General features: G+C 37.2%; 21 protein-coding genes and 1 rRNA gene. 19 read left to right on the top strand and 3 right to left on the bottom strand.

What is annotated here, in order from left to right; genetic code table 11:
- Positions 1-6 precede the first annotated feature (6 nt).
- Positions 7-117 (top strand): 5S ribosomal RNA (gene rrf / locus FNN09_RS04940).
- Between the two features lie 114 nt (positions 118-231).
- Here rrf and FNN09_RS04935 read toward each other — a convergent pair.
- Positions 232-861: an NAD(P)H-dependent oxidoreductase gene (locus FNN09_RS04935; RefSeq protein WP_143300371.1), complete on the bottom strand. Its 630-nt coding sequence runs from the start codon at positions 859-861 to the stop codon at positions 232-234.
- 126 nt (positions 862-987) lie between these two features.
- On the opposite strand from FNN09_RS04935, the gene FNN09_RS04930 reads away from it, so the two are divergent.
- Positions 988-4,344: a hybrid sensor histidine kinase/response regulator gene (locus FNN09_RS04930; protein ID WP_143300370.1), complete on the top strand. Its 3,357-nt coding sequence runs from the start codon at positions 988-990 to the stop codon at positions 4,342-4,344.
- A 2-nt stretch (positions 4,345-4,346) separates the two neighbouring features.
- Here FNN09_RS04930 and FNN09_RS04925 read toward each other — a convergent pair whose 3' ends face one another.
- Complete coding sequence (locus FNN09_RS04925) at positions 4,347-4,835, bottom strand: Lrp/AsnC family transcriptional regulator (protein ID WP_221932417.1); 489 nt, start codon at positions 4,833-4,835, stop codon at positions 4,347-4,349.
- A gap of 127 nt (positions 4,836-4,962) precedes the next feature.
- Between FNN09_RS04925 and FNN09_RS04920 the strand changes: the two genes are divergently transcribed.
- From FNN09_RS04920 to FNN09_RS04870, 11 genes are all read left to right on the top strand, one after another.
- On the top strand, positions 4,963-6,237 hold the full coding sequence (locus tag FNN09_RS04920) for a cystathionine gamma-synthase family protein (protein ID WP_143300369.1): 1,275 nt from the start codon (positions 4,963-4,965) through the stop codon (positions 6,235-6,237).
- A 380-nt stretch (positions 6,238-6,617) separates the two neighbouring features.
- Positions 6,618-8,393 carry a V-type ATP synthase subunit A gene (locus FNN09_RS04915; protein ID WP_143300368.1) on the top strand — a complete coding sequence of 592 codons (1,776 nt, stop codon included), beginning with the start codon at positions 6,618-6,620 and terminating at the stop codon, positions 8,391-8,393.
- Positions 8,390-9,700 carry a V-type ATP synthase subunit B gene (locus FNN09_RS04910; protein ID WP_143300367.1) on the top strand — a complete coding sequence of 437 codons (1,311 nt, stop codon included), beginning with the start codon at positions 8,390-8,392 and terminating at the stop codon, positions 9,698-9,700. Before FNN09_RS04915 ends, FNN09_RS04910 begins: the two co-directional genes overlap by 4 nt.
- 27 nt (positions 9,701-9,727) lie before the next feature.
- Entirely contained in the window at positions 9,728-10,327 is a 600-nt protein-coding gene (locus FNN09_RS04905) for a hypothetical protein (protein ID WP_143300366.1), read from the top strand.
- Between the two features lies 1 nt (position 10,328).
- Positions 10,329-10,832, top strand: a complete 504-nt coding sequence (locus tag FNN09_RS04900; RefSeq protein WP_143300365.1) for a DUF2764 family protein — start codon at positions 10,329-10,331, stop codon at positions 10,830-10,832.
- Positions 10,832-11,440, top strand: a complete 609-nt coding sequence (locus tag FNN09_RS04895; protein WP_143300364.1) for a V-type ATP synthase subunit D — start codon at positions 10,832-10,834, stop codon at positions 11,438-11,440. Before FNN09_RS04900 ends, FNN09_RS04895 begins: the two co-directional genes overlap by 1 nt.
- 8 nt (positions 11,441-11,448) lie before the next feature.
- Positions 11,449-13,254 carry a V-type ATP synthase subunit I gene (locus tag FNN09_RS04890; protein ID WP_143300363.1) on the top strand — a complete coding sequence of 602 codons (1,806 nt, stop codon included), beginning with the start codon at positions 11,449-11,451 and terminating at the stop codon, positions 13,252-13,254.
- 25 nt (positions 13,255-13,279) lie between these two features.
- Entirely contained in the window at positions 13,280-13,738 is a 459-nt protein-coding gene (locus tag FNN09_RS04885; protein ID WP_143300362.1) for a V-type ATP synthase subunit K, read from the top strand.
- Between the two features lie 128 nt (positions 13,739-13,866).
- A complete protein-coding gene (locus tag FNN09_RS04880) occupies positions 13,867-14,226 on the top strand; it encodes a hypothetical protein (protein WP_143300361.1) in 360 nt (119 codons plus the stop codon).
- Between the two features lie 258 nt (positions 14,227-14,484).
- On the top strand, positions 14,485-15,297 hold the full coding sequence (locus FNN09_RS04875; protein WP_143300360.1) for a universal stress protein: 813 nt from the start codon (positions 14,485-14,487) through the stop codon (positions 15,295-15,297).
- A gap of 144 nt (positions 15,298-15,441) precedes the next feature.
- On the top strand, positions 15,442-15,651 hold the full coding sequence (locus FNN09_RS04870) for a hypothetical protein (RefSeq protein ID WP_143300359.1): 210 nt from the start codon (positions 15,442-15,444) through the stop codon (positions 15,649-15,651).
- Positions 15,652-15,705: 54 nt separating this feature from the next.
- On the opposite strand, the gene FNN09_RS04865 is transcribed toward FNN09_RS04870, so the two are convergent.
- The gene (locus tag FNN09_RS04865) at positions 15,706-17,271 is read right to left on the bottom strand and encodes a peptide MFS transporter (protein ID WP_143300358.1); all 1,566 of its coding nucleotides are present in this window, start codon (positions 17,269-17,271) and stop codon (positions 15,706-15,708) included.
- Positions 17,272-17,910: 639 nt separating this feature from the next.
- Here FNN09_RS04865 and FNN09_RS04860 point away from each other — a divergent pair.
- The 6 genes from FNN09_RS04860 (at position 17,911) to FNN09_RS04835 (ending at position 26,275) form a co-directional block, all read left to right on the top strand.
- Positions 17,911-18,849, top strand: a complete 939-nt coding sequence (locus FNN09_RS04860) for an IS110 family transposase (RefSeq protein ID WP_143300357.1) — start codon at positions 17,911-17,913, stop codon at positions 18,847-18,849.
- 178 nt (positions 18,850-19,027) lie between these two features.
- A complete protein-coding gene (locus FNN09_RS04855; RefSeq protein WP_185968874.1) occupies positions 19,028-19,519 on the top strand; it encodes a transposase in 492 nt (163 codons plus the stop codon).
- Between the two features lie 288 nt (positions 19,520-19,807).
- Entirely contained in the window at positions 19,808-20,308 is a 501-nt protein-coding gene (locus tag FNN09_RS04850; protein ID WP_185968873.1) for a YfiR family protein, read from the top strand.
- 224 nt (positions 20,309-20,532) lie between these two features.
- The gene (locus FNN09_RS04845; RefSeq protein ID WP_143300354.1) at positions 20,533-21,588 is read left to right on the top strand and encodes a methyl-accepting chemotaxis protein; all 1,056 of its coding nucleotides are present in this window, start codon (positions 20,533-20,535) and stop codon (positions 21,586-21,588) included.
- Positions 21,589-21,695: 107 nt separating this feature from the next.
- Complete coding sequence (locus tag FNN09_RS04840) at positions 21,696-21,986, top strand: transposase (RefSeq protein WP_143300353.1); 291 nt, start codon at positions 21,696-21,698, stop codon at positions 21,984-21,986.
- A gap of 416 nt (positions 21,987-22,402) precedes the next feature.
- A complete protein-coding gene (locus tag FNN09_RS04835) occupies positions 22,403-26,275 on the top strand; it encodes a PAS domain S-box protein (RefSeq protein WP_143300352.1) in 3,873 nt (1,290 codons plus the stop codon).
- The last annotated feature ends 65 nt before the right edge of the window (positions 26,276-26,340 follow it).

Genomic DNA, 26,340 nt, shown 5'->3' with positions numbered 1-26,340 from the left:
CAATATTTAGGTGGTTATTGCATCAGGGTTCCACCTCTTCCCATTCCGAACAGAGAAGTTAAGCCTGATAGCGCCGATGGTACTGCGTAGAAGTGGGAGAGTAGGTCGCCGCCTTTTTTTAGAGAAATCCGATATTCATTTTGAGTATCGGATTTTTTGAGTTTATAAAGTTTAGTGAATAAAAAAGGCTTGCAATTTATTTACAAGCCTAATATTAGTAATGTTCCTCAATTATAGTTTGATAATAATTTCATCAAGTGGCTTTCTGACTTTTGGTAAGTGTTGGTATTTATCGTCTTTTGAACGAAATCCTACCGCAGCCATAACAACTGAACCTAATTTTTGATTTGGTAGGTCTAGGATTTTATCAACTGCACCTTTATCAAAGCCTTCCATTGGGCAAGTATCAATACCTTCTACCGAAGCCGCAACCATTAATTGTCCTAAAGCAATATAGGCTTGTTTAGCCGACCAAATCGCTAAATCATTAGATGTCATTTGAGCAACAAAACCCTTCATCATTGTCTCATATTCTGCTAAAGAGCTTAAAGGGATATTACGTATTTCAGATGTGCGACTTAAGAAATTATCAATATCATCGTCATTAAGTTCTAAATTAGCAGCAAAGATTAATAGATGTGATGCTTCTGTAGTTTGCGGCTGGTTCCATGCTGCTTTTTGCAACTTTACTCTAATGTCACTGGTTTCGATAAGCAAAATTTTAAATGGTTGTAAACCAAACGATGTAGGTGCTAAATTGGTAGCTTCTAATAACCGTGAAAGTTGTTCATTATTAAGTTTTTTCGAAGGATCAAATGCCTTTGTTGCATATCTCCAATTTAGTTTTTCTAATATATCCATTATTGATATTTATTTATGTGTCTACTATTGAGAGTTAACAATAGATAGGTAATATTGTTTGTTTCTATTTATTATTTGCTTGATAACGAAGTTTAATTACTTTTATACGACTTAAAAAGTAAATTATTGAAAGACTATTATTTTAAATATTTCACACTTTTGTGTTTGTTATATGGGGTTTTATATCCCATAAAATTGTCTTCACAAGTAAAAAGGTATCCCGCATATAATTTTTCAATAAATGATGGCTTATCGCAAAATACTGTTGACTGTATTTTAAAAGATAGCAGGGGTTTTATGTGGTTTGGTACCGCTGATGGATTAAACCGTTATGACGGTAATTCCGTCACGATTTTTTCTTCTAAGGAGCATTCCTCAGTTGGATTAATAAATAATGCGGTTACATGTTTGTTGGAAGATCGTGTAAATGATCTACTATATATAGGTACTAATGGCGGTGGCTTAAGTGTCTTCAATCCTAAAACGGAAAAATTCAAGCATCTTCGGTATAGTGAGTCAGAAAATTCAATTTTATCTGATTTTGTATATGACTTATCCTTTACTACTGATGGTCAACTTGTAGTTTGTACGAACTATGGTGTGAGTATTTTTGATCCAGAAACTGGTTTTGTACAAAATTACGAAGCAACAAAAGATTCTTTAAATACTTTTCCTTTTACATCTGCAACCAAGGTTATAACAGAAAGCAATACCTTGTGGATTGGAACTTATGGTCACGGCATTGTGAAAATTGATTTGTCGGATGGAAGCGTTACAACTATCAAAAATAAAGTTACGAGTAAATCTAATTTCAATAGTAATATCATTGAGGATATAGAATTTAGTAGAGATGGACAGAAACTTTTGTTAGCCACGGATAATGGTTTTTACTCTTTAAATAAAACGACGTATAAATACGAAATAATTAGCCAGGAGGGTTTTGTGGTGCACGACGTGGAACTAGATAAACAAGGCGGAACCTGGTTAAGTAGTGGCCAACATGGGATTACCTATATCGATAAAAACGGAGAAGTAACAAAGTATACTCACGATCCTTATGACATTCATTCTTTACATGAGAATTATATACGTAGTTTATACTTGGATGATAGGCAGCATTTATGGATTGGTACAAAAAGCAAAGGGTGTATACATATGGATATTTCGACAGCACGCTTTACACATTACTACCAAACAAAAGATGAACGTGGAATAAATGGACAATCGGTTTATACCTTATTAAAGCGTGGGGATGATCATTTGTGGATTGGCACAATGAAAGGTTTATCACTATGGGATACAAAAACTGATGAGATTACAGCCTATTATGTATTTAATGATAAAAGGAATTTTTCTGTTTGGTCTTTATATCAAGATGAGGAGGATCATTTTCTTTGGATAGGAACTTCACGTGGCTTAATTAAGCATAATATGGTTTCTAAATCCAATATTATTTATTCAAACATAGATGGTGACAACACCAGCCTGCCCGATAATGAGGTGTTTGCAATCGAGCGCGATTTTGATGGTACTTTATGGGTAGGAACAGCTTATGGTTTGGCTAAGTTGGACGAACAGACAGGACGCTTTTATAATTATAATAACACTAACCGGCAAGGGGATATTAGTAATGAAACGATTTGGGATATACATCTAGATCATAAGGATGACTTGTGGATTTCGACAAAATATGGTGTCAATGTTTATCAACGCGAAACAGATTCCTTTAAATATCTGATAAGCGACAGTCAAGATTCATTAAGTTTAAGTAGCTCCGACGTTTATTCAATATATGAAGATTCGAACAAACGAATTTGGCTAACAACGGATAAGGGACTGAATTTAATTAACGATCGGCTAGAAGTAATAAAGCATTTTGGTTACGAACAAGGCTTACCGAATGATTATACCTATCGGGTATTCGAACATAACAATTACTTATGGGTAACTAGTAACAAAGGTTTATCGCGTATTGATATTGAAACATCTGAAGTGGTGAATTACGATGCGAAAGATGGCATACAAAGTGATGAATTTAATTTTGCTGGAGAACAACTTACTGATGGACGGATCGTTTTTGGTGGAATTAATGGGATTAATGTATTTCACCCCGATAGTATTTCACCATCTCATTATAACCCCCCAATATTCTTTACATCGTTGGAGTTGTATGGTCAACCTGTAAATGTTCGTGATTCGAGTAATCTGCAAGATGTTGTTATTAAAAGTTCCATGATAACAGCAAAAACGTTGAAGTTCAAACCTGATGAACGTTTCTTTACGATCAATTTCGCCGCCCTCGATTATCAGGGACCCGATGAAATTGACTACTACTACCGGATGCTGCCAAATTCACAGGATTGGATTCCTTTAAAAAAGAAAAAGAATCTAACTTTTATTGATTTGAATCCTGGCGAGTATGAATTACAAGTACGATCAACTAATGCAGATGGTTTTTTATGTAATAACACAAAGAGTATCATCCTAGTTGTGTTACCTCCATTTTGGCAAACCAAGTGGTTTATTATTTTAACCATTATCATCATATTGGCCTTAATCTATATCACCGGTCGATTATATTACATTAGAGTTAGACGCGATAAAGATGTTTTAGAAAGACGAGTCGCAATTCGTACTAAAGAAATTCAACTGCAGCGAAATATTGCCAACCGGCAGCGGGATGAAATCGCACGACAAAAAGAAGAAATAGAAAGTTTTGCTAAAAACTTGGAGTCAATCGTTGATGTTCGAACAAAGGAATTGTCACAGGCTAAAGATGCTGCTGAGGAATCGGATCGTTTAAAATCAGCTTTCCTTTCTAACATGAGTCATGAAATTCGAACACCTATGAATGCGATTTTAGGTTTTTCTGAATTGTTATTAGATGATTCATTTGCCAATCATGAAAAAACTGATTTTGCTCGTTTAATACGAACAAATGGAGATAACTTACTGCACTTGCTGAATGATATTATAGACATCTCAATGATTGAATCAGGTCAATTACAAGTGATGTGGAGTAATATTGATGTTGTGCTATTGCTAAAAGAGGTTTTTGAGACATTTAATACATCTCGTAATATTCAAGATGTGCAAGAAGTTAAATTTGAAATGAATTGCGATGAACAAGTACTCTTTATAGATACAGATGCTTTTCGCCTTCGTCAAATTTTAAATAATTTAATTAGTAATGCACTTAAGTTTACCTCGCAGGGTTATGTAAAAGTTTCACTTAAGAAAAAAGGTGATCAAGTTCGTTTTAGTGTTGAAGACAGCGGTATTGGTATTAGTCATGAATCCCAATCCAAAATATTTGATCGCTTCTTAAAAATAGAAAATAGCAACGACGATTTATATGGAGGTAATGGATTAGGTTTAACAATTACCAAAAATTTAGTAGAGCTTTTACATGGAACTATTGGTGTAGAGTCTGAACCAGGACTTGGTACGAACTTTTATTTTTACTTACCGCTTAAGAAATAGAATTATTCAAGATGCAGTTCTGTGCCTGACTTTATCTCGCGCATCACAAACGAACTCTGCACATTGCCAATGTTATTAACAGAGGCCAGTTTGTTGTATACAAAGTGATGGTAAGTATCCATGTTTTTAGTGATGATTTTGAGCGTGTAATCAAACATACCTGCAATGTGATGGCATTCGATAACTTCTGGCAATTTGGCAATTTCACTTTCAAACTCTCGAATAACATCATGAGCGTGTTGTTTTAATGAAACATTGCAGAAAGCCACCAACTCTTTTCCTACTTTTTCCTTATTTATTATTGCTACATACTTTTCTATTACACCATTTCTCTCTAATCTCTTTATACGTTCAAATACGGGCGTCGTTGATAGGTTTAAATGATGAGCAAGCTGCTTGGTAGTCATTTTTGCATTCTGTTGTAGTAGCATCAGAAGCTTCTTATCTGTTTCATCCAGATTTATGGAAGAATTTTTTTCTGTTACGTTCATATATTTTAATCTGCAATTGTGTAAAATTCTACTAAATACCAAAATTAGAGAATAAAAGACTAAATATCAATCTTAATGTAGTTGAAAGAACTGCAAATATGTAATTTTGATAAAAAATATTTCAACGATGGATAAGAAGATGAAACCAGAAAGTTTGATGATGTCACATGCATATGATGCACACGAGCATCAAGGTGCTGTTAAGTGTCCTATTTATCAAACATCTACTTTTGCTTTCAACAATTGTGAAGAGGGAAAAGCTTATTTTGAGTTGGCTTACGGTTTGCGTGAGGCTAACGAGGGTGAAGAAATGGGAATGATTTATTCGCGCTTGAACCATCCTAATATGGATATCCTTGAAAAGCGTTTAGCTTTATGGGACGAAGCGGAAGCTGGTGCATTCTTCTCAAGTGGAATGGCAGCCATCTCAACAACTATTTTATCCTTTGTTAAGCCAGGTGATGTGCTATTATTCTCTCACCCTGTTTATGGTGGAACAGACCATTTTATTCATCATGTATTACCTCAGTTCAATATTGGTGCTGTTGGATTTGTAAAAGGAGAAAAGGAAGATGTAATTATTGAACGTGTTGAAAAAGCATATCCTGGCCGTAAACCATCGATGGTATATGTCGAAACACCAGGTAATCCTACCAATTCAATTATTGATATTGAAATGGTATCGCGCGTCGCAAAATATTTTAGCACAAACGAAAAGAAATGTGTATTGGCTGTTGATAATACTTTTCTTGGGCCTGTGTTTCAGCATCCAATGGAGTTTGGAGCCGATTTAGTAGTTTACTCCGCTACCAAATTTATTGGTGGGCATAGTGATGTTATTGCCGGTGCCATTACAGGATCAGCAGATTTAGTGATGCAGGTTAAGGTAATGCGTACTTTCTTTGGTAGTCAGCTAGATCCGAATTCAAGTTGGTTACTGCAGCGTAGCTTAGAAACAATTAAAGTACGTATGGAAGCCCAGGCTAAAACCGCTAAGGTTGTTGCCGAGCATTTGAAGGATCACCCAATGGTTGATCAGATTCATTATCTTGGGATGCTGGAAGAGGGAAGTGAAATGAAAGAGATATTTGAACGTCAATGTTTATCTGCTGGTTCAATGATCGCTTTTGATATAGTTGGAGGTGAGAAAGAAGCTTTCATGTTCTTGGATAATTTAAAGTTGTTTAAATTGGCAGTAAGTCTTGGTTCAACAGAAAGTTTAGCTGAGCATCCAGCAACAATGACGCATGTTGACGTTGCACCTGAAGATAGATTGAAATTAGGAATTTCACCTTCTTTAGTTAGATTAAGTATAGGACTAGAAGATTCACAGGATTTGATAGATCAAATAGAAAAAGCCTTCGAAGTGGTTAAGAAGGCTAACAGTTCGGCCATGTGCTAGCACTTGGTTGAATTTGGTTTTTATGGTTAATGTTTTGCTAAGCCGTCCTGTGGTGGGACGGCTTTCTTTATGTGCTCTAAAAAGAAATAGAGGTCTGAATATGCTAAAAATCATGCTTTTAAATTCATTAGCTAGATTTGCCGTTTTACAATAAAATTGGTAGTCTTCATTCTATATTGCTTCCAATTTTATGCTATAATTTTTACATTCGCTACAGGATGAAATTTTTAAATTTTCCTTCTTTATAATCTATCTAAATTATTGGCGAAAAAGAGTCAAAAAAAGCTATATTTGGTTTCCAAAATTGTGAGCATTATTTGCTTTTAATATTAGTAATGTGGAGTCAGTTGGAGCTTACCGGCTGATTTAAAAAATAATTTATGAACGATATCAAAAAAAAGAGGACAGGGAACCTGATTTCCATCCAGGATTCGTTGGTGAGAGCCCGATTCTTTGATGATGTGATAATGGGGGAAACTGCAGAGATTTCCGTTGATGGAAAGTTCCTCCAAGCGGAGGTTTTGCAGATTCAGCCTGATCCTAAAAATGCCGATGCAGGTATTGTAGAAATGCAGGTTTTTGAGGATTTAACCGGCGCAAAAATTGGTGATGAAGTAGTGTTTAAAGGCACGCCACTATCTGTATTGTTAGGGCCAGGACTTCTAACAAGTGTTTGGGATGGGCTTCAGAATCCTTTGTATAAACTGAGCGAAGAAGATCATTATTTAAAGCCAGGAATGAATGCCCCAGCTTTAGACGAAGAAGCATTATGGGATTTTACCCCAAGTGTAAAAGTTGGCGATACGGTATCTGGTGGCGATGTTATTGGTAACGTACCTGAAGGTAAGGTCGATCATAAAATATTAGTGCCATTTAGCTTTGGTGCTTGTAAAGTGGAAAGTATTATCGATAAAAGTTCGCTTAATATTACCCAGCAAGTAGCCGTAATAGTTGATGAGCAGAATAAAAAACATGAATTGCAGTTGGCTTTTCGTCAACCGGTAAAAACACCAATCCCTTTTGTTGATAGAGCTATTCCAAGTAAGCCTATTTCAACAGGTGTGCGTGTTATTGACTTATTAGCCCCTGTAGGATATGGTGGAACGGTTGGAAACCCGGGTCCTTTTGGTGCCGGAAAAACAGTGTTGCAGCATTCACTATGTAAGTATGCCGTTGCCGATATAATTATTATGGCAGCATGTGGCGAGCGCGCTGGAGAAGCCGTAGAGGTGTTCAAAGAATTTGCTGAGTTGGAAGATCCAACAACGGGCGAGTCTTTAATGAATCGTATGTGTATTTTCGGAAACACCAGCTCCATGCCTGTAGCTGCTCGTGAAGCATCCGTATTTATTGCCTTAACAGTGGGCGAATACTACCGTTATCAGGGTAAGAAAGTTGTGATGTTAGCTGATTCCACATCGCGTTGGGCACAGGCCTTACGTGAGCGTAGTGGTCGTCAGGGTGATATTCCAGGTCCTGAAGCTTTCCCGATGGATATTCCGGATCAGATTAAAGGTATGTATCAGCGTGCTGGCGACGATTTAGGAACTGGTGGTTCATTAACATTTATTGGAACCGTATCGCCTGCAGGTGGAAACTTTCAGGAGCCGGTAACGCAAGCAACCATGGATGCAACAGGTGGTTTCTGGGGCCTTTCTCAGGATCGTGCCGATGCCAAAAAATATCCGGCAATTGATCCTTTGGTTTATACCACTTCTGTTTACGATGGCTTTGTATCGTGGAAAGATCGTCAGAAAATGATACAGACCTTAAACGATGCCAACGATATTGACCAAACCATTAGTACCATTGGTTTGAAAAAGGTACCAGTATCCAACTATATACAGTTTCAAAAAGGATTAACCATTGACTTTTGCGTGATGCAGCAAGATGCATTTGAAAAAAATGATGCCTGTACGCGTCCTGCTCGTTTAGATGTTATCAACGAAGCTGTTCAAAATTTGATTGATAGTGATATTGACTTTAATGCAGGCGATGTGGATGATGAGCAGCTGAAAGAGTTAATAAAGCATAAGTTTGATGAGTTGCGTCAGTGGTGGAGAGCCTGGAACTACTCAGCTATATCAGAAGAGGAAATTAGTACGCTGCCATCAGCAGTAGATAAATTTATTTTACAGGAGGAGTACGCCGTATGATAAGAAAGGAAATAAATAAAATTAGCGAAGTCGGTAAGGCCCTTATCTCTGTTGAAGGTAACCCTGGTGTGGCGCTTAACCACGTTGTGGAGCTGTTAGAAGCAGATACCAACCAAAGCCTTTCTTTTGCTAAGGCAATTAATATTACTGAAGATACAACACGTTTTCAGGTATTTAATGGCACAACAGGCCTAAGTACGCAAACTAAAATACGCATGCATGAGATTCCTTTAACAGCAGGCTTCTCAAATAAAATGCTTGGACGTAGTTTTGATGGTGCTGGTGAAGTGTCAGATGGTGGACCCGATGTTATTTTTGAAAAAGAAGTGTCGACCCGTTTAGATACCTTAAATCCAACTGTGCGTAACGTGCCAAAGCAGGCGTTATGGACAGGTATCCCGATGATTGATGTGTTTAATACGCTTGTAAAGTCGCAGAAGATTCCAATTTTTGCCGGACCTACAGAGCCTTATAACCGTCTGTTATCTCAAATCGCTCAGGGAGCACAGGCCGATGTAATTATTTTTGCTGGTATAGGGTTGAAGTTTGATGAGTACCACTACTTTAAGGAGCAGTTAGCGCAATCAGGTAACATTGATAAAACCATCATGTTTACCCACTTAGCCGGAGACTCGCAGATCAAAGGTTTGATGTTACCCGACGTTGCTTTAAGTGTAGCACGTGAGTTTGGCGATCAGGGAAAAGATGTTTTGGTATTACTAACCGATATGACCAACTGGTCAAACATCTTGCGTAACGTAGCCAACTACCAGGACATGATTCCATCATTGCAAGGATACCCAGGTTCGTTGTATTCAGAGTTAGCCAAAAGGTATGAGGTGGCAGCCGATATTGAGGGTGCAGGTTCAATTACGATTATTGGTGCAACTACCTTGGAATCATTGGAAGATCCAGTGCCTGATAACACGGGGTATATTACCGAAGGTCAGTTCTTCCTGGAGAATGGTAAGTTGAAGTTAGCCCGTTCGCTTTCGCGCTTGAAGCAAGGTGTAAATGGGAAAACACGCAGTGACCACCGTGCCATAATGACGGCCATGGCTTCGTTGTTAGCCGATGCCGAAAAAGCCTACGAGGCTTCGGAAGTAGGTGCTGCAAATGATGCCTATTCACAAAAGCTATTGCGCTACCGTACCGATTTTATCGACAATATTGAAGAGCCGTTTGGAGAGCCAATTGAGCTTGAGCCGGCCTTAGATAAATGTTGGGCTATACTTAAGCGCCATTTCGAACCAACCGAAACAGGCTTAAGTAAAAAACTGATTGAAGAATTTTGGGATAATAATTAAGCGCTTGTTAAGCAAAAAAATATAGAAATGAACGATAATAAAGAAAATTTAGAAGGCATCGTTTCGAAGCTTAAAGAACAAGGCATTAATGCAGGAGAGGCCGAAAAGCAACGCATTATTGAAGATGCTAAAAAGCAAGCCGAATCTATTATAGCTGATGCTGAAGCTCAAAAAACACGTCTTATCGACGAAGCGAATGCTAAAGCTGAGCAAGCAGAGAAGAATGCTCAAACAGCTTTGAAACAAGCTTCCAGAGATATGATTGAGGCAACAAAAGTAGCTGTGTTAAAATACATGGAATCGATTTTTGGGAAGCTAAGCGAAAGCTTATTTACCCAGGATCAGTACTTGGAGGAATTAACAAAAGCTGTGGTGTCGTCCATCGAGGGAAACAAAAATGTATCGGTACCACCTGCCACCTTAAAAGGTATGCAAGCATTCATAATTAATGCAGGGTTAAAAGAGGAAGTTAGTTTACAACCTTTGAATAACAGCGATGCTAAAATTGTGATTCAATCGACCGAGAATAGTGGTGTGCAGTTTGTATTGAGTGATAATGACGTGCAGCAAGCCATGTTTACTTTATTGAATAAAGATTTGGTTGAACGCATAACTGAGGAGGCTTAGTATGTCAAACTTGGTTTACTTAATGTGTAGTTTGCCATCCTTGAAATTTGGACAGGTGCCACCCATCACAATCGATGAGTTCAGCTCCGAAGCCAAGGATCAATTATCGACAAAACACTTTAAGCAACTCGAACCGGTTGACATTTATCAAGCAGCCGATTCGGAAGGGAAGGTTGGTTTGAAAAGCATTGGTGCCATGTTGAGCGATTTACAGGAGGATATTTCTGAAATCAGAACAGCCAAAGCTCAAAAACGAGCTCCCAATTTAACGCGACTTCCGCAAGCTGTTATTAATGCCAATCCATTGGAGCGTGAAAAGCTCATTATGCGATGGCAATGGGAAGAACTGGATAACATTCAGGCCGGCGAAGTATTCACGTTTACCGAAGTGATGGTTTATAAATTGAGATTACAGATTTTAAGCCGTTTAAATTCCTTTAGTAAAGAGCGTGGTTCGCAGGTTTTGGCGTCCGTTGTTAACCCATCTAAAAAGAAGGAGGAATAATGGCAGGAGCAAAAATTAAATACACAAAAACAGAGCGTGCCCGTCAGAAAAAAATTTTGAAGGTATCCTTACGTATGCTGCCTTTGTTCGAGGCGATGGAGAAATCATTGATGGCAACAATTAATACAATTGCTGAACGCATCGAGGAAATTCGTCAGGTGATCGAAAAAAACAAACAGGCGGCAGAGCCATGGGTAGCTGTTATGAGCGATTCGCATGTTGATATTAAAGCGTTTATATCAGTCAATAAAATCATCACTAAGCATGTTGATGTGGCTGGCGTACGAGTGGAGCAATACGAGAGTGTTGACTTTAACGTAATGCCCATTAGCGACGACACCCCTTTGTGGGTTGATGATGCGGTGGTATTAATGCAGGAGCAATTACAGTTATTAGCTGAAATCGAATGCCTCGACGAGCAGATTCGTTTGCTTGAAGAAGAGCTATTGGATGTGCGTGCTCGAATTAAACTGTTTGAGAATCGTCGTATTCCAAATGCAAAGACGGCTATTCGTAAAATTGGTCAAAAACTGCAGGATGATGAACGTCTGACAATTGCAACGGCAAAAGTGGTTAAAACGAGTCAAAAAGAGGAGGTGATGGTATGATTACAAAAATGAAAAAGCTATTACTCTTCATGTCTCAGCCAGAGGCCAACATGGATGCCGACTTAACGACTTTAGGTCAATTAGGACTGATGCACATCAATCCATTTCAGCCAGCAAAGGATGATTCGATTGATCATGTGGAGGCTCGTATTCAGCAGTTGGAGAAAGCGCTTTCTGTTTTGGATGAATATAGCGATCAGACCATACATGCTTCGGGTAATTTGTTGGATTATAGCAAAGAGGAGCGTGGTGAAATAGCTTTACTTGAAAAAGTATTGGATACGCACCGTTTGCATCGCGATCTGGAAAAGCAATTAAAGGAACTGCATAAGGCACAAAGCTGGTACAGCACTTGGGGAAATATTTCTTTGGATGATATTAAGAGTATCAACAAAAATGGTGTTTCTATAAAGCTTTATGAGTTAGCTGATCGGGATTTGAAAGCTATTCAGGCTAAGAGCAACGTCAAAGTAATTGGGCGTAGTAATGAGTTGAATCAAGTGGTACTTATCTCAGAGGATGCACAACTGAGTTTGAACTTTCAACAAGTAGATTTTCCCGATATTTCACAGGCTGAGTTGGAGCTGTCTTTGAGTGAAAAAAAGACCAAGTTATACGACAACACACGTTTGTTATATCAATTAAGCTTACAGAAAAGTTTGCTGCAGGATGCCTTGCTTGAACGAAACCATCGCCTTGAAGTACGCAATGTTCAATATGGCGGCCTTTCATTCCACGACTGTGTGAGATGTTGGGAAGGTTTTATACCTGAAGACAAAATTGATAATGTAGTAGAAACCGCCAAGGAGAATGGTTGGGGCTATGTGATCAAAGAGCCAAGAGCTCATGAATATGATAAGGTGCCAACTTTACTTCGTACGCCTAAATGGGCCCATAAAATTAAGCCAGTAATGAGCTTTATGGGATTGGTTCCGGGCTATGATGAAATTGATGTGTCGAAAGTATTTTTGATCTTCTTCACGTTCTTTACTGGCATATTGGTTGGAGATGCAGGTTACGGCCTAATCTTTCTTCTGATCACTTTATTGGTTCATGCCAAACAGAAGTTCGCCAAATCAATTGAATTTGGTTTGATGTATACACTTTCTGTTTCCATAATGACCTGGGGTGTATTAACTGGTACCTATTTTGGAGCTGAAGTAATCGCCAATATACCTTTCTTGAGCAACTTAAAAGTGCAGCAACTGGCTAGTTTTGGAGGTGATAACCTCAGAATTCAGCAATTTATGTTCTTAATAGGGGCTGTTCATTTGAGTATCGGACATATTCAAAAAGGATTTAAATACATCAATACAGTGCTGGTTGTGGCGCAAGTTGGTTGGATAGCCATTATTTGGGGACTCTATTTTATGGTGAATAAAATGGTTTTATCCATTGAGGCACCTGAATTTATGTCTTGGCTATTTATCGGAGGTGCTACATTGGTGGCCTTGTTTTCGAGCCCAGGACAGCCCATACTAAAAGGTATGTTATCTTCTTTAGGTAATTTACCTTTGAATGTAATTAATGGTTTTTCCGATGTTATTTCCTACATCCGCTTGTATGCCGTTGGTTTATCAACCGTATTAATGGCGAGTAGTTTTAACAACATGGCCATAGGCGATGGAATTACCACAGTTGCTTCGGGTATTGGAGCGGTATTGATTCTTATCCTAGGTCACGGATTAAATATGACACTGGCCGCAATGGCGGTTTTGGTACATGGTGTTCGATTAAATATGTTGGAATACGCAGGCCATGCCAGTGTTGAGTTTTCGGGTAGTGAATACAACCCATTTAAAATTAAAAAGTAAGTAAAATCTAATAAAATTATATACAATGACATTATTAACAGCAGTAAATGGATTTGGTGGTCATGCCATCGCTTTAGGAATCGCAGGTGTTGGTTCAGCAATAGGAACTGGAATTGCAGCAATGGGTGCAATGGGTCTTTGGAAGCAGTCAATTAAAGACAAAAAGAAATTACCATCATTGGCATTAGCAATGGTAGGTATGCCTTTAAGTCAGGTGATTTATGGTATGATTTTCATGAACTCATTAATTGGTGCAGACCTAGCTCCTGATAGCTATATGAACCAGATGGTATTTGCTATGTTTGTGGGTATTGCTATTGCAGCCTCAGCAATTATGCAGGGACGTGCAGGAGCAGCAGCTTGTTCGAACTTAGCTGTTGACGATAAGCAAGGTGCTGGTATGTATATTGCAGCAATGGGTATTATTGAAACAGTTGCCCTTTTGGCCATGGTATTTGGTATGGGTGGAATACCAGGCGCATAAGCAGCTTAAAATATAAAAGTGAATAAATCAAAAGAGTTGGCTATCTTTGCCAGCTCTTTTGATGTTTATAGGCTGTAATCAGTAACTTATTTACTTCGTTTACAGCTATACGACTAATTAATTAATAGATGGATTTAAGCGGACAGTGGCATTTTTTCGAGCAGTTTGAGGCAGGTTTTGACATGGGTTATGCTGTTTTTCGTCAGAAAAAGGAGAAAATATCTGGTACGCTGGTCTATCGCGAATACATCGATAACGAAGGTTCGTTTCTGATTTCCATTGAAGTGGAAGGTGATGTTTTTGATGATCGCCTTATGTTGCGTGGAAAGAGCTATGAAATTATTGAAGCTCCTTTTCATATCGATTATTGTTTAGATGACAGAATTGCCGAATTAACCGACCCAAATCGTATCGAAGGGCATAGTGTTGATGATCAAAACCTGGAGGGGCGTTTTTTATTGAGGAGAGTTTTTCCAATGGAATCCTAAGGGTTATTAACCCTGTTCTCGAGTGCTAGGTTACTAAATATTGACGAATCAATCAAATGAATTGACGAATCGCTCTCCTGTATTGACTAAAAACAAAACATTCATTTCTTACATTCCGTATACTCATATACTTATTGTGGATAATTCAAGTAATTATCCAACTCTAATCGCTTTTCCGAAAAGGTTCGGTTATGAGTTTACCTACGGCAAAGACTGCCGGTGCCGCAATACTTAAGCAATTTCTAAAATATTTGTGTTATGAAACGGATTTTGTTACTAACCGATTTTTCTGACACTGCTCGAAACGCTGCTATGTACGCTCTTAAGATGTTTGAAAATGAGAAGGTGTATTTCGATCTTCTTAATGCTTATGACCTTGAGTTTAGCGGCAGCCCCTATGTTATGCAGGTGAAGGAAGAACTGGGTGAAGAGAGCCTGAAAGGCCTTAAAAATGAATTGTCCCTCTTGCATCGTCGATTTCCCAATGCGCGCGTTGAGTTAGCTTCTCGTTTTGGTCCATTGATGGAGGTGGTGCAGAATGAAGTGTTGGATTTTAAACCCGAGTTGATTGTTCTTGGTTGTCGTGGCGAAACAGCCTTGGAGAATTTTCTATTAGGTAGCAATGCTTATGAAATAGTTAAGAATATTAATGCTGCCATTCTTGTGGTTCCTAAGCATGCCAAGTTTAAAAAGCCCGATAAAATTGTATTTGCAACCGATTTGAAAGATATCAAGGTGGATGAAGTGGTGGAGCCATTACGCGACTTATCACACCAATTCCAATCCGACTTGATGTTTGTGAATGTGATGGAGGGGGACTATGCTAATCGCATTGAAGCTGAGAGTAAAATTGCATCTCACTTTGAAGGTTTAAGTTTGAGCTTCAATTTTATTGAAGGTGATGATGTTTGTAATGGCATTCTTAAATTTATGGATGATAACGACGCTGACATGGTAACGCTGGTACGACACAATGAAACATTCTTTGAACGTTTATTCCACCCAAGTGTTACTAAAAAAATGGTTTTGCATCCTGAGCATCCCATGCTTGTGCTACACGATGAGACATAAAAAAAAGCGGCCATTGGCCGCTTTTTTTATGTCGTAATTCAGATTGTTTTGGAAAAAACTAGCTTACTATCATCAGATGAGAGTGGGGGATGTTATACTTGCAATGTAAGCTTACATTTTTATTAATGTTTAAAAAATAAGACGATGAAAAATTTAAATGAAATTGGATTGCAAGAATTAAGTTGTACAGAAATTAAAGTGTTTAATGGTGGTGAGAAATGGTATGTTTTACTTTCTCAAGGGTTTAATGCTGGGACTGGTCAAGGTGACGTTTCAAGAGAGGATATTAATCACTTTGGTTGGTATTCTATTGGATATGGCTTAGGTGTTTCTGCGAAGGCTGAAGTTGGTTAATTTGATATAAAAAAAAGCGGCCATTGGCCGCTTTTTTTATGATTGAAATACGAATTAGCTAGCAACTCTTTCAAGCCACTTAACCATCGCAAGCATTACAAACATTGAAAGGCCACAAGCCGCAACAAAAACAAACCATGTTAACCACATAGGGCTGTTAGTGTATAGTATACCACCAATAAATAAGATTGAGTTACCAAGTGCAGTAGCCGCTAGCCAAGCACCCTGCATTATACCTTGCATGTGAGGAGGAGCTACTTTTGCAACAAAAGCAATTCCAAGAGGACTAATAAAAAGCTCAGCTACAGTGAGTATGAAATAGAGCCCAATCATAATCCAAGGAGTTAGTTTTATGGCATCAATTGCTTCAGGAGTCATACCTCCTAATTCGGCTTTAGTAGGTAATGCTAAAGAGTATATCATTAAGAAAACATAAGCTAAAGAAGCAATACCCATACCAAATGCAATCTTTTTTGGAGTAGAAAGGTTAAATCCTTTTTTCTCGAGGAATCCGAAAAACCACACTATTACTGGTGTTAGGAATACTACGAAAATTGGGTTAACAGCAGCGAATATTTCTGCGCCAATAATCTGGGTAAAACCTAAATCAATTTTAATAGCGCTTAAATCGATGTAATCTCTTGCAAAGTAAGTTAAAGAGTATCCATTTTGGTGGAATGCAAACCAAAAGAAAATAACAACTCCAAATACTGCAAATAAAGCGTATAAGCGTTGCTTAATTTCTTTAACATCCATTTGCACCTCTTCTTTAGAAGGCTTTTTACTATCAGCTTTTTGAGCTTTAGCAGACATGTCTGGGAATCGAGATTTATTTACTATATAAATAATCAAAGATACTCCCATCATAATAATAGCAGACATGAAAGCATATTGAAAACCAGCACCAAATACGTTGAGGTAATCGTTAACAAAGGTGCCTAATTCAGGTGTAGGGCTACCGTCAGCCATAACTTCTTGTGCATAAGTGGTTAACTGACCAAGTCTGCCGGCAGACATCTCAGTTCCTGCCTTAGCATGTTTAATATACTCGTGACATAATTCTGGCAATGATGAGTTGTATAAGAAGTTGTTTGTTTTTAACCACCAGTTTCTTACACCTACTGCAATAAAAGGAGCAAATAAAGCACCGATATTGATAAACATATAAAATAGTTGGAAGCCTGACTCACGTTTGTCTTTGTATTCTTCGCCATCATACATTTGGCCAACAAGAGCCTGCAGGTTACCTTTAAACAAGCCATTACCAAACGCAATTACAAACAAGCCAAAACAGGTAATGCCCAGGTATAAAGCTTGATTAGGTACTGGTGTTGGAGTTGGAATCGCAATCATTACATATCCAGCAGCCATTACGATTAATCCAGTTAAAATCGTACCATTGTAATTCTTCGTTTTGTCAGCAATTCTACCACCAACTAATGCCAATAGGTAAATTGAGGCATAAAAAGCAGAGAAAATATAACCTGTGGTAGTTTCTGATAAACCAAATTTAGCAGAAATAAAAAGTGTTAAGATTGCCATCATAATATAGAAGCCAAATCTTTCTCCCATATTAGCTAATGCCGCGGCAATCATTCCTTTTGGATGTCCTTTAAACATATCTATTTAATTTATAATTAGTTGTTAATTCTAAGAGGGGCAAATATATATTTTTTTAATGCACTTACAAATCGTAAGTGTCATGCTTTGTAGCAGGTGCATCATAAGCCTGTGAGACATAGAAGTGTACGTGTAAAAGAATATGAATAAAATGTTGACTTTATAATAGTATTGCTTTAAAATGAAAGTAAGTTGGTATTATAACCTTGATGAGCTTCTATTTATGCAAAAGTCGGTGCTTTGTTATGAAAACTTTGTAAATTTGATAATCTAGCTGGTTTTTCCTCAGTTACTTATGAAATGAATCATTATTGTTGCGCTAGGCTTTCGAAAAATAAAATTTAGTTGTATGAAACGAGCCATGAGAATAGCTTCTCACACAGGAGCATGAATATTTTGGCGAGTTGCATCCCGATAAATCGGGACAAGTAGTGGCAATAAAAAAAATTAAACACATGAAACGACCATGTAGATTTAGCATCCAAATTTTCACACAGGAGGATGATAAAATTTATTTGGGAGTTCCATATGGCCTTTGAAAATATATTATAATCATATGAAACATCCATGGCAAGTAAATTTGACACACAGGGGGATGATTATTGGTGGGAATTCGGAACTTAGTGAATAAAAGAAGGCATGGCTAGGACAAGTAACAACATAGAGTTTGAGCAGGTCATTGAACGAGGCTGCGGTATCGACATCCACAAGCAAGTTTTGGTAGCAACCATCCGAGGACCCGGGATAAAAGAGGAAACTAGTTCCTTTGATGGATTTACAGAGTCTATTGAGCAGCTGCGCGATTGGCTTAAAAAGAATAAAATAACCCATGTTGCCATGGAAAGCACAGGCGTATATTGGAAGCCCGTGTTTAATATCTTAGAAGAAGAATTTGAGATATTATTAGTTANAGTTAATGCGCGTCATATAAAGAATGTACCTGGTCAAAAGACTGACAAGAAAGACAGTCGGTGGATCACTAAACTGTTGTTAAGTGGTTTATTAAAAGGAAGTTTTATTCCGCCCAAAGGTATACGCGAGTTACGGGATTTAACTCGTTACAAGCGTAAAGTTATTGAGCAGGTTTCATCAGAAAAGAATCGCATACACAAGTTGCTTGAAGATGCCAACATAAAATTATCGAGCGTAGTTAGTAACCTTAACGGTGCCACAGCTACCAAAATAATTGATGCGATGATAGCTGGAGAAGAAGATGTTAAAGAGCTAGTGAAGCTTCGTCATGGCAAAATGCAAACTTCAGTAGAAGAGCTTGCAGCTTCTCTGAAAGGCAAATTAACAGAACATCATCGATTTATGCTTCAAACGGTTAAGGCATCAATAGAAAGCAAACAGGAGATTATAGCGAAAATAGACGAACAAATAGATAAGCAGTTAACGAACTGTGAATTGGAACTTGATGCTGAGTTATTAACAACCATTCCTGGCGTTGGCAAGGAAGGAGCGGCATATATTTTAGCGGAGATCGGCAATAATATGGATCAGTTTCCAAATGAGCAACATTTAGCTTCATGGGCGGGGATGTCTCCGGGAAGCAATGAATCGGCTGNAAAGAGCTAGTGAAGCTTCGTCATGGCAAAATGCAAACTTCAGTAGAAGAGCTTGCAGCTTCTCTGAAAGGCAAATTAACAGAACATCATCGATTTATGCTTCAAACGGTTAAGGCATCAATAGAAAGCAAACAGGAGATCATAGCGAAATAGACGAACAAATAGATAAGCAGTTAACGAACTGTGAATTGGAACTTGATGCTGAGTTATTAACAACCCTTCCTGGCGTTGGCAAGGAAGGAGCGGCATATATTTTAGCGGAGATCGGCAATAATATGGATCAGTTTCCAAATGAGCAACATTTAGCTTCATGGGCGGGGATGTCTCCGGGAAGCAATGAATCGGCTGGTAAAAAAAAAAGCACCCGAATAACACATGGAGATAAATATCTTAAGGTTCTGCTAGTGCAATGTGCATGGGCAGCAACGAGAACAAAAAATACCTATCTACGCAGTAAGTATGATAGTCTTGTAGGACGCAGAGGTAAGAAAAGAGCATTAGTAGCAATAGGACATAAGATCCTGATAGCCGCCTACTACATCCTTCAAGACAAAGTAGCTTATAGGGAGCTAGGAGCAGAGTATTTACAAGAGATTAAAAAGGAAAAACAAATTAAAAGACATATTCAGCTCTTGAAAGAAATGGGAGTTGAAATAGAGATTAAAAAAGAAGTTGCCTAAAGGTCGATTTTTACTGGAGGTTGAAACATCCATATTAAGATATGGAAACCCCGTACATGAAACTGACTTCAAACGCTAAGCACACAGGACTATTGCCTCGAGCATGAACATGAAAATTTAACTTCTTGGCGTTTACAACTTATTTTGAAACAAACTCTATGTCAGAGAATAACAAAATTATAAATACATGAAACGACCATGTAAATTTAGCATCCAAATTTTCACACAGGAGGATGATAAAATTTATTTGGGAGTTCCATATGACAAATGAAAGTAAATTATAATCATATGAAAACAGTGTTATTAAGCATATGCTTATTTGCAATTACACTAGGTAGTGCAGGGCAAAAAGCAAAAAAACTAGAAGATTTAAAAGCATTATACATTTTTAATTTTACTAAACTATTTAATTGGGAGTGTCAGTCAAATTTAAAAATTGGAGTTATTGGTAATTCACAAGTATTACTTTCGCTACAAGAAATATCTAAACGAACCAACAACTCCTTTGATGTAATTAAAATATCTCAACAGAAATCCATTGAGGACTGTAATATCATTTACATACCATCTTCGCAAAGCAGGAACTTACAGATGATTAAATCTACAATCAACAATTCGGCTGTTCTTTTAGTAAGTGACGAAGTACCATTATTAAACAAGGGGGCGGGAATAGCTTTTAATTTAGAAGGTGATAAACTAAAATATTATATTAACAAAACAAATCTCGACTTATCGGACTTAGCATATAACAGTAAATTACTGCATTTGGGTGAGGTAATTGATATGTAATACTACTAAACGTTGGTAATACACCATCATGCATATCAGTTAGTGGGTTTATAGACAGGGCTAATGAATAACACTCATAACCCTGTCTATTTATGCCTCATACAATGACACCCACAAAGCGAAAATAACGAGACACCATACTTCCTTACATAAAAACAGTAAGGCACAAACTAATTATTCGAAATCAACACGAGTTTGGAATAATACCATAATAGATTAAAACCGTGAATAAAAGCATCATTAAAAATTACAAAACTTATTCCTTGCTATTTGGGATACTAGTAGGCACTATCTTTCGTCTAATAGCACCTTTATTTATCAAATTCAAATCCAATACATTAGCTCTAAGCTTTACTGGCTTGTGTTTAGTTGCCGGAATACTCGTTGGCTATGCATCCTATATAATTGGTAAAGTAACCCTTATCCAAACAATCAAAAAGATAAATAAATATACAACAACGGTAGCCAACGGTGATTTTCAGCAAACGTTTACTTTGAATTCTGATGATGAAATAGGAGAATTAACGAATTCGTTATCGCAAATGATTGATAATATCAAAAGAGTGATTATCAATATTGCTGAAGAAGCTTCTGCAATAACATATGCAAGCCAGATGATCAGCACAAATACCAAAGAATTGTTTGAAGGCGCAAACCAGCAAGCCGAAGCATCTAATTTAATCACTAATAACATTAATCGAATTGCCACACGAAGTTCCAAAAACCATGCATATGCCATTCAGACAGAAGAATTGACCTCACAAGCGATGACAAGTATTAATGCTTTATATCGAACGGGTAAAGAAAGCATCAATTCAATTAAGAACATTGTAGCCGAAGTGGATATCATCTATGAACTTGCTTCTCAAACGAATGTTTTAGCAATAAATGCATCTATCGAAGCAAAAAGGGCTGGCGTGCATGGCAGAGGATTTAATGTGGTTGCTGATGAAGTTAGAAGTCTTGCTAATAAAAGTCAGCTGGCTTCCAATGGTATTGGTACTATTACAAACGATGTTAAATCAGTTTCATTAAAATCTAATCAGTTACTAAATGAATTACTCCCCGGAATTCAAAAAGCATCCAATCAGGTTATAGCCATAACACAGGCCACTAGAGAACAGCAAACCGATATTGAAGAAGTTAACTTTGCAGTATGTGAAATGAGTGAAGTGATGCAACAAAATAAATTAAATGCGAAACACTTTACTGATAGCTCTTTAGAACTTGAACAACAAGCCGAAAAGTTAAAAAATATCATTAGTTTTTTTAAGGTTTAGCGCATTTAATAAATGTTTTACAATGAATGTTTTATTAGCAACGTCATAGCCTTCACTGAAAATCGGACGCTTTAAAAGTAGATAAATTTTAAGCAGTCAAAAACAACATGAAGAAAGCACGAAATAAAGAGAGCCAGATCGTAAAAATCTTGAAGGAATTTAAAAATGGTATTGATACCAACAACTTATGCCGCAAGTATGGTATGCCCAAGGCTACATTTAATAATTGGCGGAATAAGTATTCCAGAATAAAAACTCATCAATTGCAACGCATAAAGGAGCTTGAAGAAGAGAACCGGAAGCTCAGGAAAATGTATGCCGACATAAGCATTGATAATGCCATACTTAAAGATTATGTAGTCATGCTTAAAAATTTAATAGGAGCCTGTCGGACTTAAGCACTTTTTAGCTTTTTTTCTTGACCCCTATTCGAGACTGTTGTCGAAATATTCGATTCTCAGGGGCTTAAATGTATAAGTCCGACACACTGCTAGAAACAAACTTTAATGCTATACTAAAAAAGTACGAGTAGACTACTTGCAGACAATCAATTCTAACAGTATTGTCACAGCGTTCTAACTAAAAAGCTCTGCTCACTCAATATGAAATTATATAAGCAGGCAGTATGACAGTGTAGTAAGCAAACACCAAGCAAGGCTTTTATAAATAGTATGTGCACATACAAAACGAAGCTCAAAACAACCCTTTTGTACTGCTTAATTAATTACAAAGTATGATGAATACAAATCACTTAATAATACCTTTGTACCGTGCCAAATAGGATATATCCAAAATTCGCAAACTTTTTTATTGTATGGAGACTAATTTATTTGAGGGGAGAGATTCATTGAAGTTTTCCGCAGAACTGAGTGCCATTTTTGAAAATGCAATGGTGGTACTAATCCTTGTTAACAACGAAGGAAAAGTTGTTAACATTAACAGAACAGGCCTTGAGTTTACAGCGAAAGAAAAGAGTCAGGTTTTAAATCGATTAGGCGGAGATGTTTTCAATTGCATCAATAGCTGGAGCGATGGAAAAGTAGTGTGTGGAACTGGTGATAATTGTAGCGAATGTTTCATACGCAAGCGGGTAAACAATACTTTTAAAACTGGAGAAACACATTATAAAGAAGAAGGTTACCTGGATGTATTGGCGGACAATAAAAAGGAAAGGTTAGAATTACAACTATCAACATCATTAATTGCTATTGACGGTAATAATTACACATTATTAACCATTGACGATATTACACAACAGAAAAAAGCTCAACTAGAACTTAAGGAAAGCCAAAAACAGTACAAATTCGTCAATGATAATATTAGTGATGTCGTTTGGATGGCAGACATTAATATGAACTTGACACATGTGAGCCCTTCGGTATATAATCTGACTGGTTATACAGTAGAAGAAACATTAAAATTAAACGCTGTAGATTCATTTCACACAGGTGATGCTGCTGATCTATTGCATGATTTGCTCAACAAAAAACTCAATGATATAAAAAATGAAAACCCACAGGGCTGGGAACCATTTACCATAGATGTAAAACTTCAAAAAAAAGACCTTAGCTATATCTGGAGTCAGGAATCCATGTCCATCATAAAAGGCCCTGATGGAAAGCCTCAATCGGTTATGGGAACCTCAAGAGATATAACTAAACAAAAGAAAGCTGCCATTGCATTAGAGCAAAGTGAACAGAAATTTAAAGATACCTTTAAGTATTCAGGAGTTGGAATGGTACTGGCATCATTGGATGGGACATTTTTAACTATCAACAAGGCTGCTTGCCATATATTTGGTTACACTGAAAATGAACTACTTTGTAAAAATTTTCGAGATATAACGCACCCGGATGATGTAGAAAACAACCTGGAATTACTAGATCAATTACTTGGCGGTGATATTAAGTTTTATCATCTCGAAAAAAGATACATAACGAAAAGTGGTAATACTGCCTGGGCTAATCTATATGTTACACTAGTAAGAGGTGTGAATAATGAGCCACTTTATTTAAATACGCAAATTGTTGATATCACCCCTCGTATGATTTATCAACAGGAGTTACTCGAAGAGAAGAAGAAGATAGCTGTTAAAGAAAGTCATTACCGGGCTTTGTTTGAAGAATCGTTTGATGCGGTTATTCTCAGAAAGGACTATAAAGCCATTGACTGCAATCAGGCCGCTGTTGATATGTTGGGGTACGACTCTAAGCAGGAATTACTAAATCATCGCCCGGAAGACGTATCACCCGAATATCAGCCAGATGGCCAGCTATCAAAAAATAAAGCAACTTACTATACGCAATTAGCCTTAACAATGGGCCAATCGAGCTTTGACTGGTTATTTAAAACAAAAACCGGTCTGGAAAAATGGGCTAACGTAGCAATTACCAGGTTCGAGATAGATGGCGAAATATATTCCTATTCTATTTGGCGCGATATATCCATAAGAAAAAAGCAAGAGCTGGAACTCAAGTCGATGAGTGCAAAATTGGCTAAAGCTCAATCTCTGGCTTCAATTGGCTATTTCGAATTCTTCATAGGCGATAAGTATGCCAAAGGATCGGACGCGTATTATAATATCTATGGAATTAAACCTGCACAGCATACTCGTAAAGATTTTCTGGATGTTGTATCCCCTGAGGATCGTGAAAGAGTGATGACAATACAGGGTAATGCCCAAAAAGGTGATGGATCGTATGAAATAAAATACCGTATTAAAACACCTTCAGGTATACATAAATATATACATGAAATTGGTGAGTTTAAATTCGACAAAAATAACAGGCCAACCTATCTCTTAGGAATGGTTCATGATATTACCAAAGAGCATGAGGCAGAACTTCAATTAAAATCATTAAGTAATAAGCTAATAAAAGCACAAAAAATAGGACTTGTTGGTAATTTCGAGTGGTTTAAAGAAACAGATTATGTTACCGGATCGGATGAATATTTCAAAATATTCAGATCTACCCCTGAAAAGCACAAATCATTTGATGACTTTATTAAGACTGTACACACTGAAGACAGAGAGCGGGTACACAGGGCTTTGGATTATGCGATAAAAAACAATGAATTCTATAATGTTGAATACAGGCTTACTTTTAACGATAATATCATCAAATACATACATGCCATTGGCGAATTTGAATTTGACACAAATGGTAATGCCACTTATCTCTTAGGCTTGGTGAGAGATATTACGGAATTAAAAGAAGCCGAACAAAAAGTAAGAGAAAGTGAGCTTCTGTTAAAAAACATTTTTAATACATCGCAAGTTGGCATAACTTTAAATAAAAATAGAGTAATAGTATTTGCGAATCCATACATATGTAGTCTATTGAATTACAAGCCTGAAGAAGTTATCAATAAAGATTCAATCGATTTCTATCCTACTGTTGAAGAATATGAATTAGTTGGAAAAAATATAGAAGATGGTCTCAAAATAAAGAATAAAGTCTCCCAAGAGTCAAGGCTCAAGACCAAATCTGGCGACATCATTCATATTCAAATGAATTCATCCTTTTTTAATGGGCAAAATGAATCAGATGGCATCATTTCGGTTATAACTGATATAACGGAATTAAAACGTACTGAGACAGCCTTAAGGGATAGTGAAGATCGTTATAAAACTATTTTTAAGAACTCGGGCGATCCTGTTCTTATTCTCGAGGATGGAAACATCATTGATTGCAATCAAGCAACCATCGACGTTCTGAAGATAAAATCAAAAAAGGAAATTCAGAAAATTAAGATATTTGAGTTATCACCTCCATATCAGCCCGATGGTATTCTTTCTATCATCAAGGGCCCTCAAATGATAGAAGCTACTTTGAAAAAAGGATTTCATGAATTTGATTGGGTGCATCAAAATAAGAAGGGGCAGGATCTTTGGTTTAATATCCAGTTAATTAAAATTTACCTTAATCACAAAGAAGTCATCTACGCACGATGGCACGATATCTCTAAACGAAAATTGGCAGAAAGTAAACTGACAAAATCAATTGATGCCAGAAACAAATTTATTTCAGTATTGGCCCACGATTTAAGAGGCATGATTGGAGGAAACATACCTTTGATTGGCCTTATTGAAGCAAATGGGAAACAATGGGACAGACGAGATGAAATAACTAGCCATATCTTCAAAAATATCAATAGCTCATTTGACATGTTAAATAGCCTTGTAACTTGGGGAAAAACAACACTCTTAAACGAGCGTGCTCAATTATCTCAGTTTAATATATTTAATTTGTTTGAAGAACTTAAAACACTCTGTAGCTCAAGGTTACAATTAAAAGACATTACCTTACACACTTTATGCTTGGATAAGCAGATGATAACGGCGGATAAACACATGATAGAATCAACAATTCGTAATTTGGTAACTAATGCTATTAAATATTCACATAACGGAGGGAATATATATTGCAATTGCCTTCAAAAAGAAAATGAACTCGAAATATCAATTGCTGATGAAGGTGTTGGCATGGCAAAAGAACAGATAGAGCAGCTATTTGAACTAAATAATACCACATCCATCAAAGGTACAGCAGGTGAAGTAGGTAGCGGCCTTGGCCTTCAGATAGCAAAGGAATATGTGGAGAAACACGGTGGTAAACTATGGGCAGAAAGTGAGCCTGACAAAGGATCTGTATTTAAATTCAATATTCCTTTGAACCCGAAATAGACATTTAAACTTAGTAATGATGAGTGAAGATGCAGACGCACAAGAATATCACGATAAACATAACA

The sequence above is a fragment of the Carboxylicivirga sp. M1479 genome (genome assembly GCF_007097485.1).
Lineage (GTDB): Bacteria > Bacteroidota > Bacteroidia > Bacteroidales > Marinilabiliaceae > Carboxylicivirga.
This window is presented reverse-complemented; position numbering and strand designations above follow the sequence as displayed.

Coding starts and splice junctions, on each gene's coding strand:
- FNN09_RS04935 (WP_143300371.1), bottom strand. CDS start 861: ATGGATATATTAGAAAAACTAAATTGGAGATATGCAACAAAGGCATTT.
- FNN09_RS04925 (WP_221932417.1), bottom strand. CDS start 4,835: ATGAACGTAACAGAAAAAAATTCTTCCATAAATCTGGATGAAACAGAT.
- FNN09_RS04920 (WP_143300369.1), top strand. CDS start 4,963: ATGGATAAGAAGATGAAACCAGAAAGTTTGATGATGTCACATGCATAT.
- FNN09_RS04915 (WP_143300368.1), top strand. CDS start 6,618: ATGAACGATATCAAAAAAAAGAGGACAGGGAACCTGATTTCCATCCAG.
- FNN09_RS04910 (WP_143300367.1), top strand. CDS start 8,390: ATGATAAGAAAGGAAATAAATAAAATTAGCGAAGTCGGTAAGGCCCTT.
- FNN09_RS04905 (WP_143300366.1), top strand. CDS start 9,728: ATGAACGATAATAAAGAAAATTTAGAAGGCATCGTTTCGAAGCTTAAA.
- FNN09_RS04900 (WP_143300365.1), top strand. CDS start 10,329: ATGTCAAACTTGGTTTACTTAATGTGTAGTTTGCCATCCTTGAAATTT.
- FNN09_RS04895 (WP_143300364.1), top strand. CDS start 10,832: ATGGCAGGAGCAAAAATTAAATACACAAAAACAGAGCGTGCCCGTCAG.
- FNN09_RS04890 (WP_143300363.1), top strand. CDS start 11,449: ATGAAAAAGCTATTACTCTTCATGTCTCAGCCAGAGGCCAACATGGAT.
- FNN09_RS04885 (WP_143300362.1), top strand. CDS start 13,280: ATGACATTATTAACAGCAGTAAATGGATTTGGTGGTCATGCCATCGCT.
- FNN09_RS04880 (WP_143300361.1), top strand. CDS start 13,867: ATGGATTTAAGCGGACAGTGGCATTTTTTCGAGCAGTTTGAGGCAGGT.
- FNN09_RS04875 (WP_143300360.1), top strand. CDS start 14,485: ATGAAACGGATTTTGTTACTAACCGATTTTTCTGACACTGCTCGAAAC.
- FNN09_RS04870 (WP_143300359.1), top strand. CDS start 15,442: ATGAAAAATTTAAATGAAATTGGATTGCAAGAATTAAGTTGTACAGAA.
- FNN09_RS04865 (WP_143300358.1), bottom strand. CDS start 17,271: ATGTTTAAAGGACATCCAAAAGGAATGATTGCCGCGGCATTAGCTAAT.
- FNN09_RS04850 (WP_185968873.1), top strand. CDS start 19,808: ATGAAAACAGTGTTATTAAGCATATGCTTATTTGCAATTACACTAGGT.
- FNN09_RS04840 (WP_143300353.1), top strand. CDS start 21,696: ATGAAGAAAGCACGAAATAAAGAGAGCCAGATCGTAAAAATCTTGAAG.
- FNN09_RS04835 (WP_143300352.1), top strand. CDS start 22,403: ATGGAGACTAATTTATTTGAGGGGAGAGATTCATTGAAGTTTTCCGCA.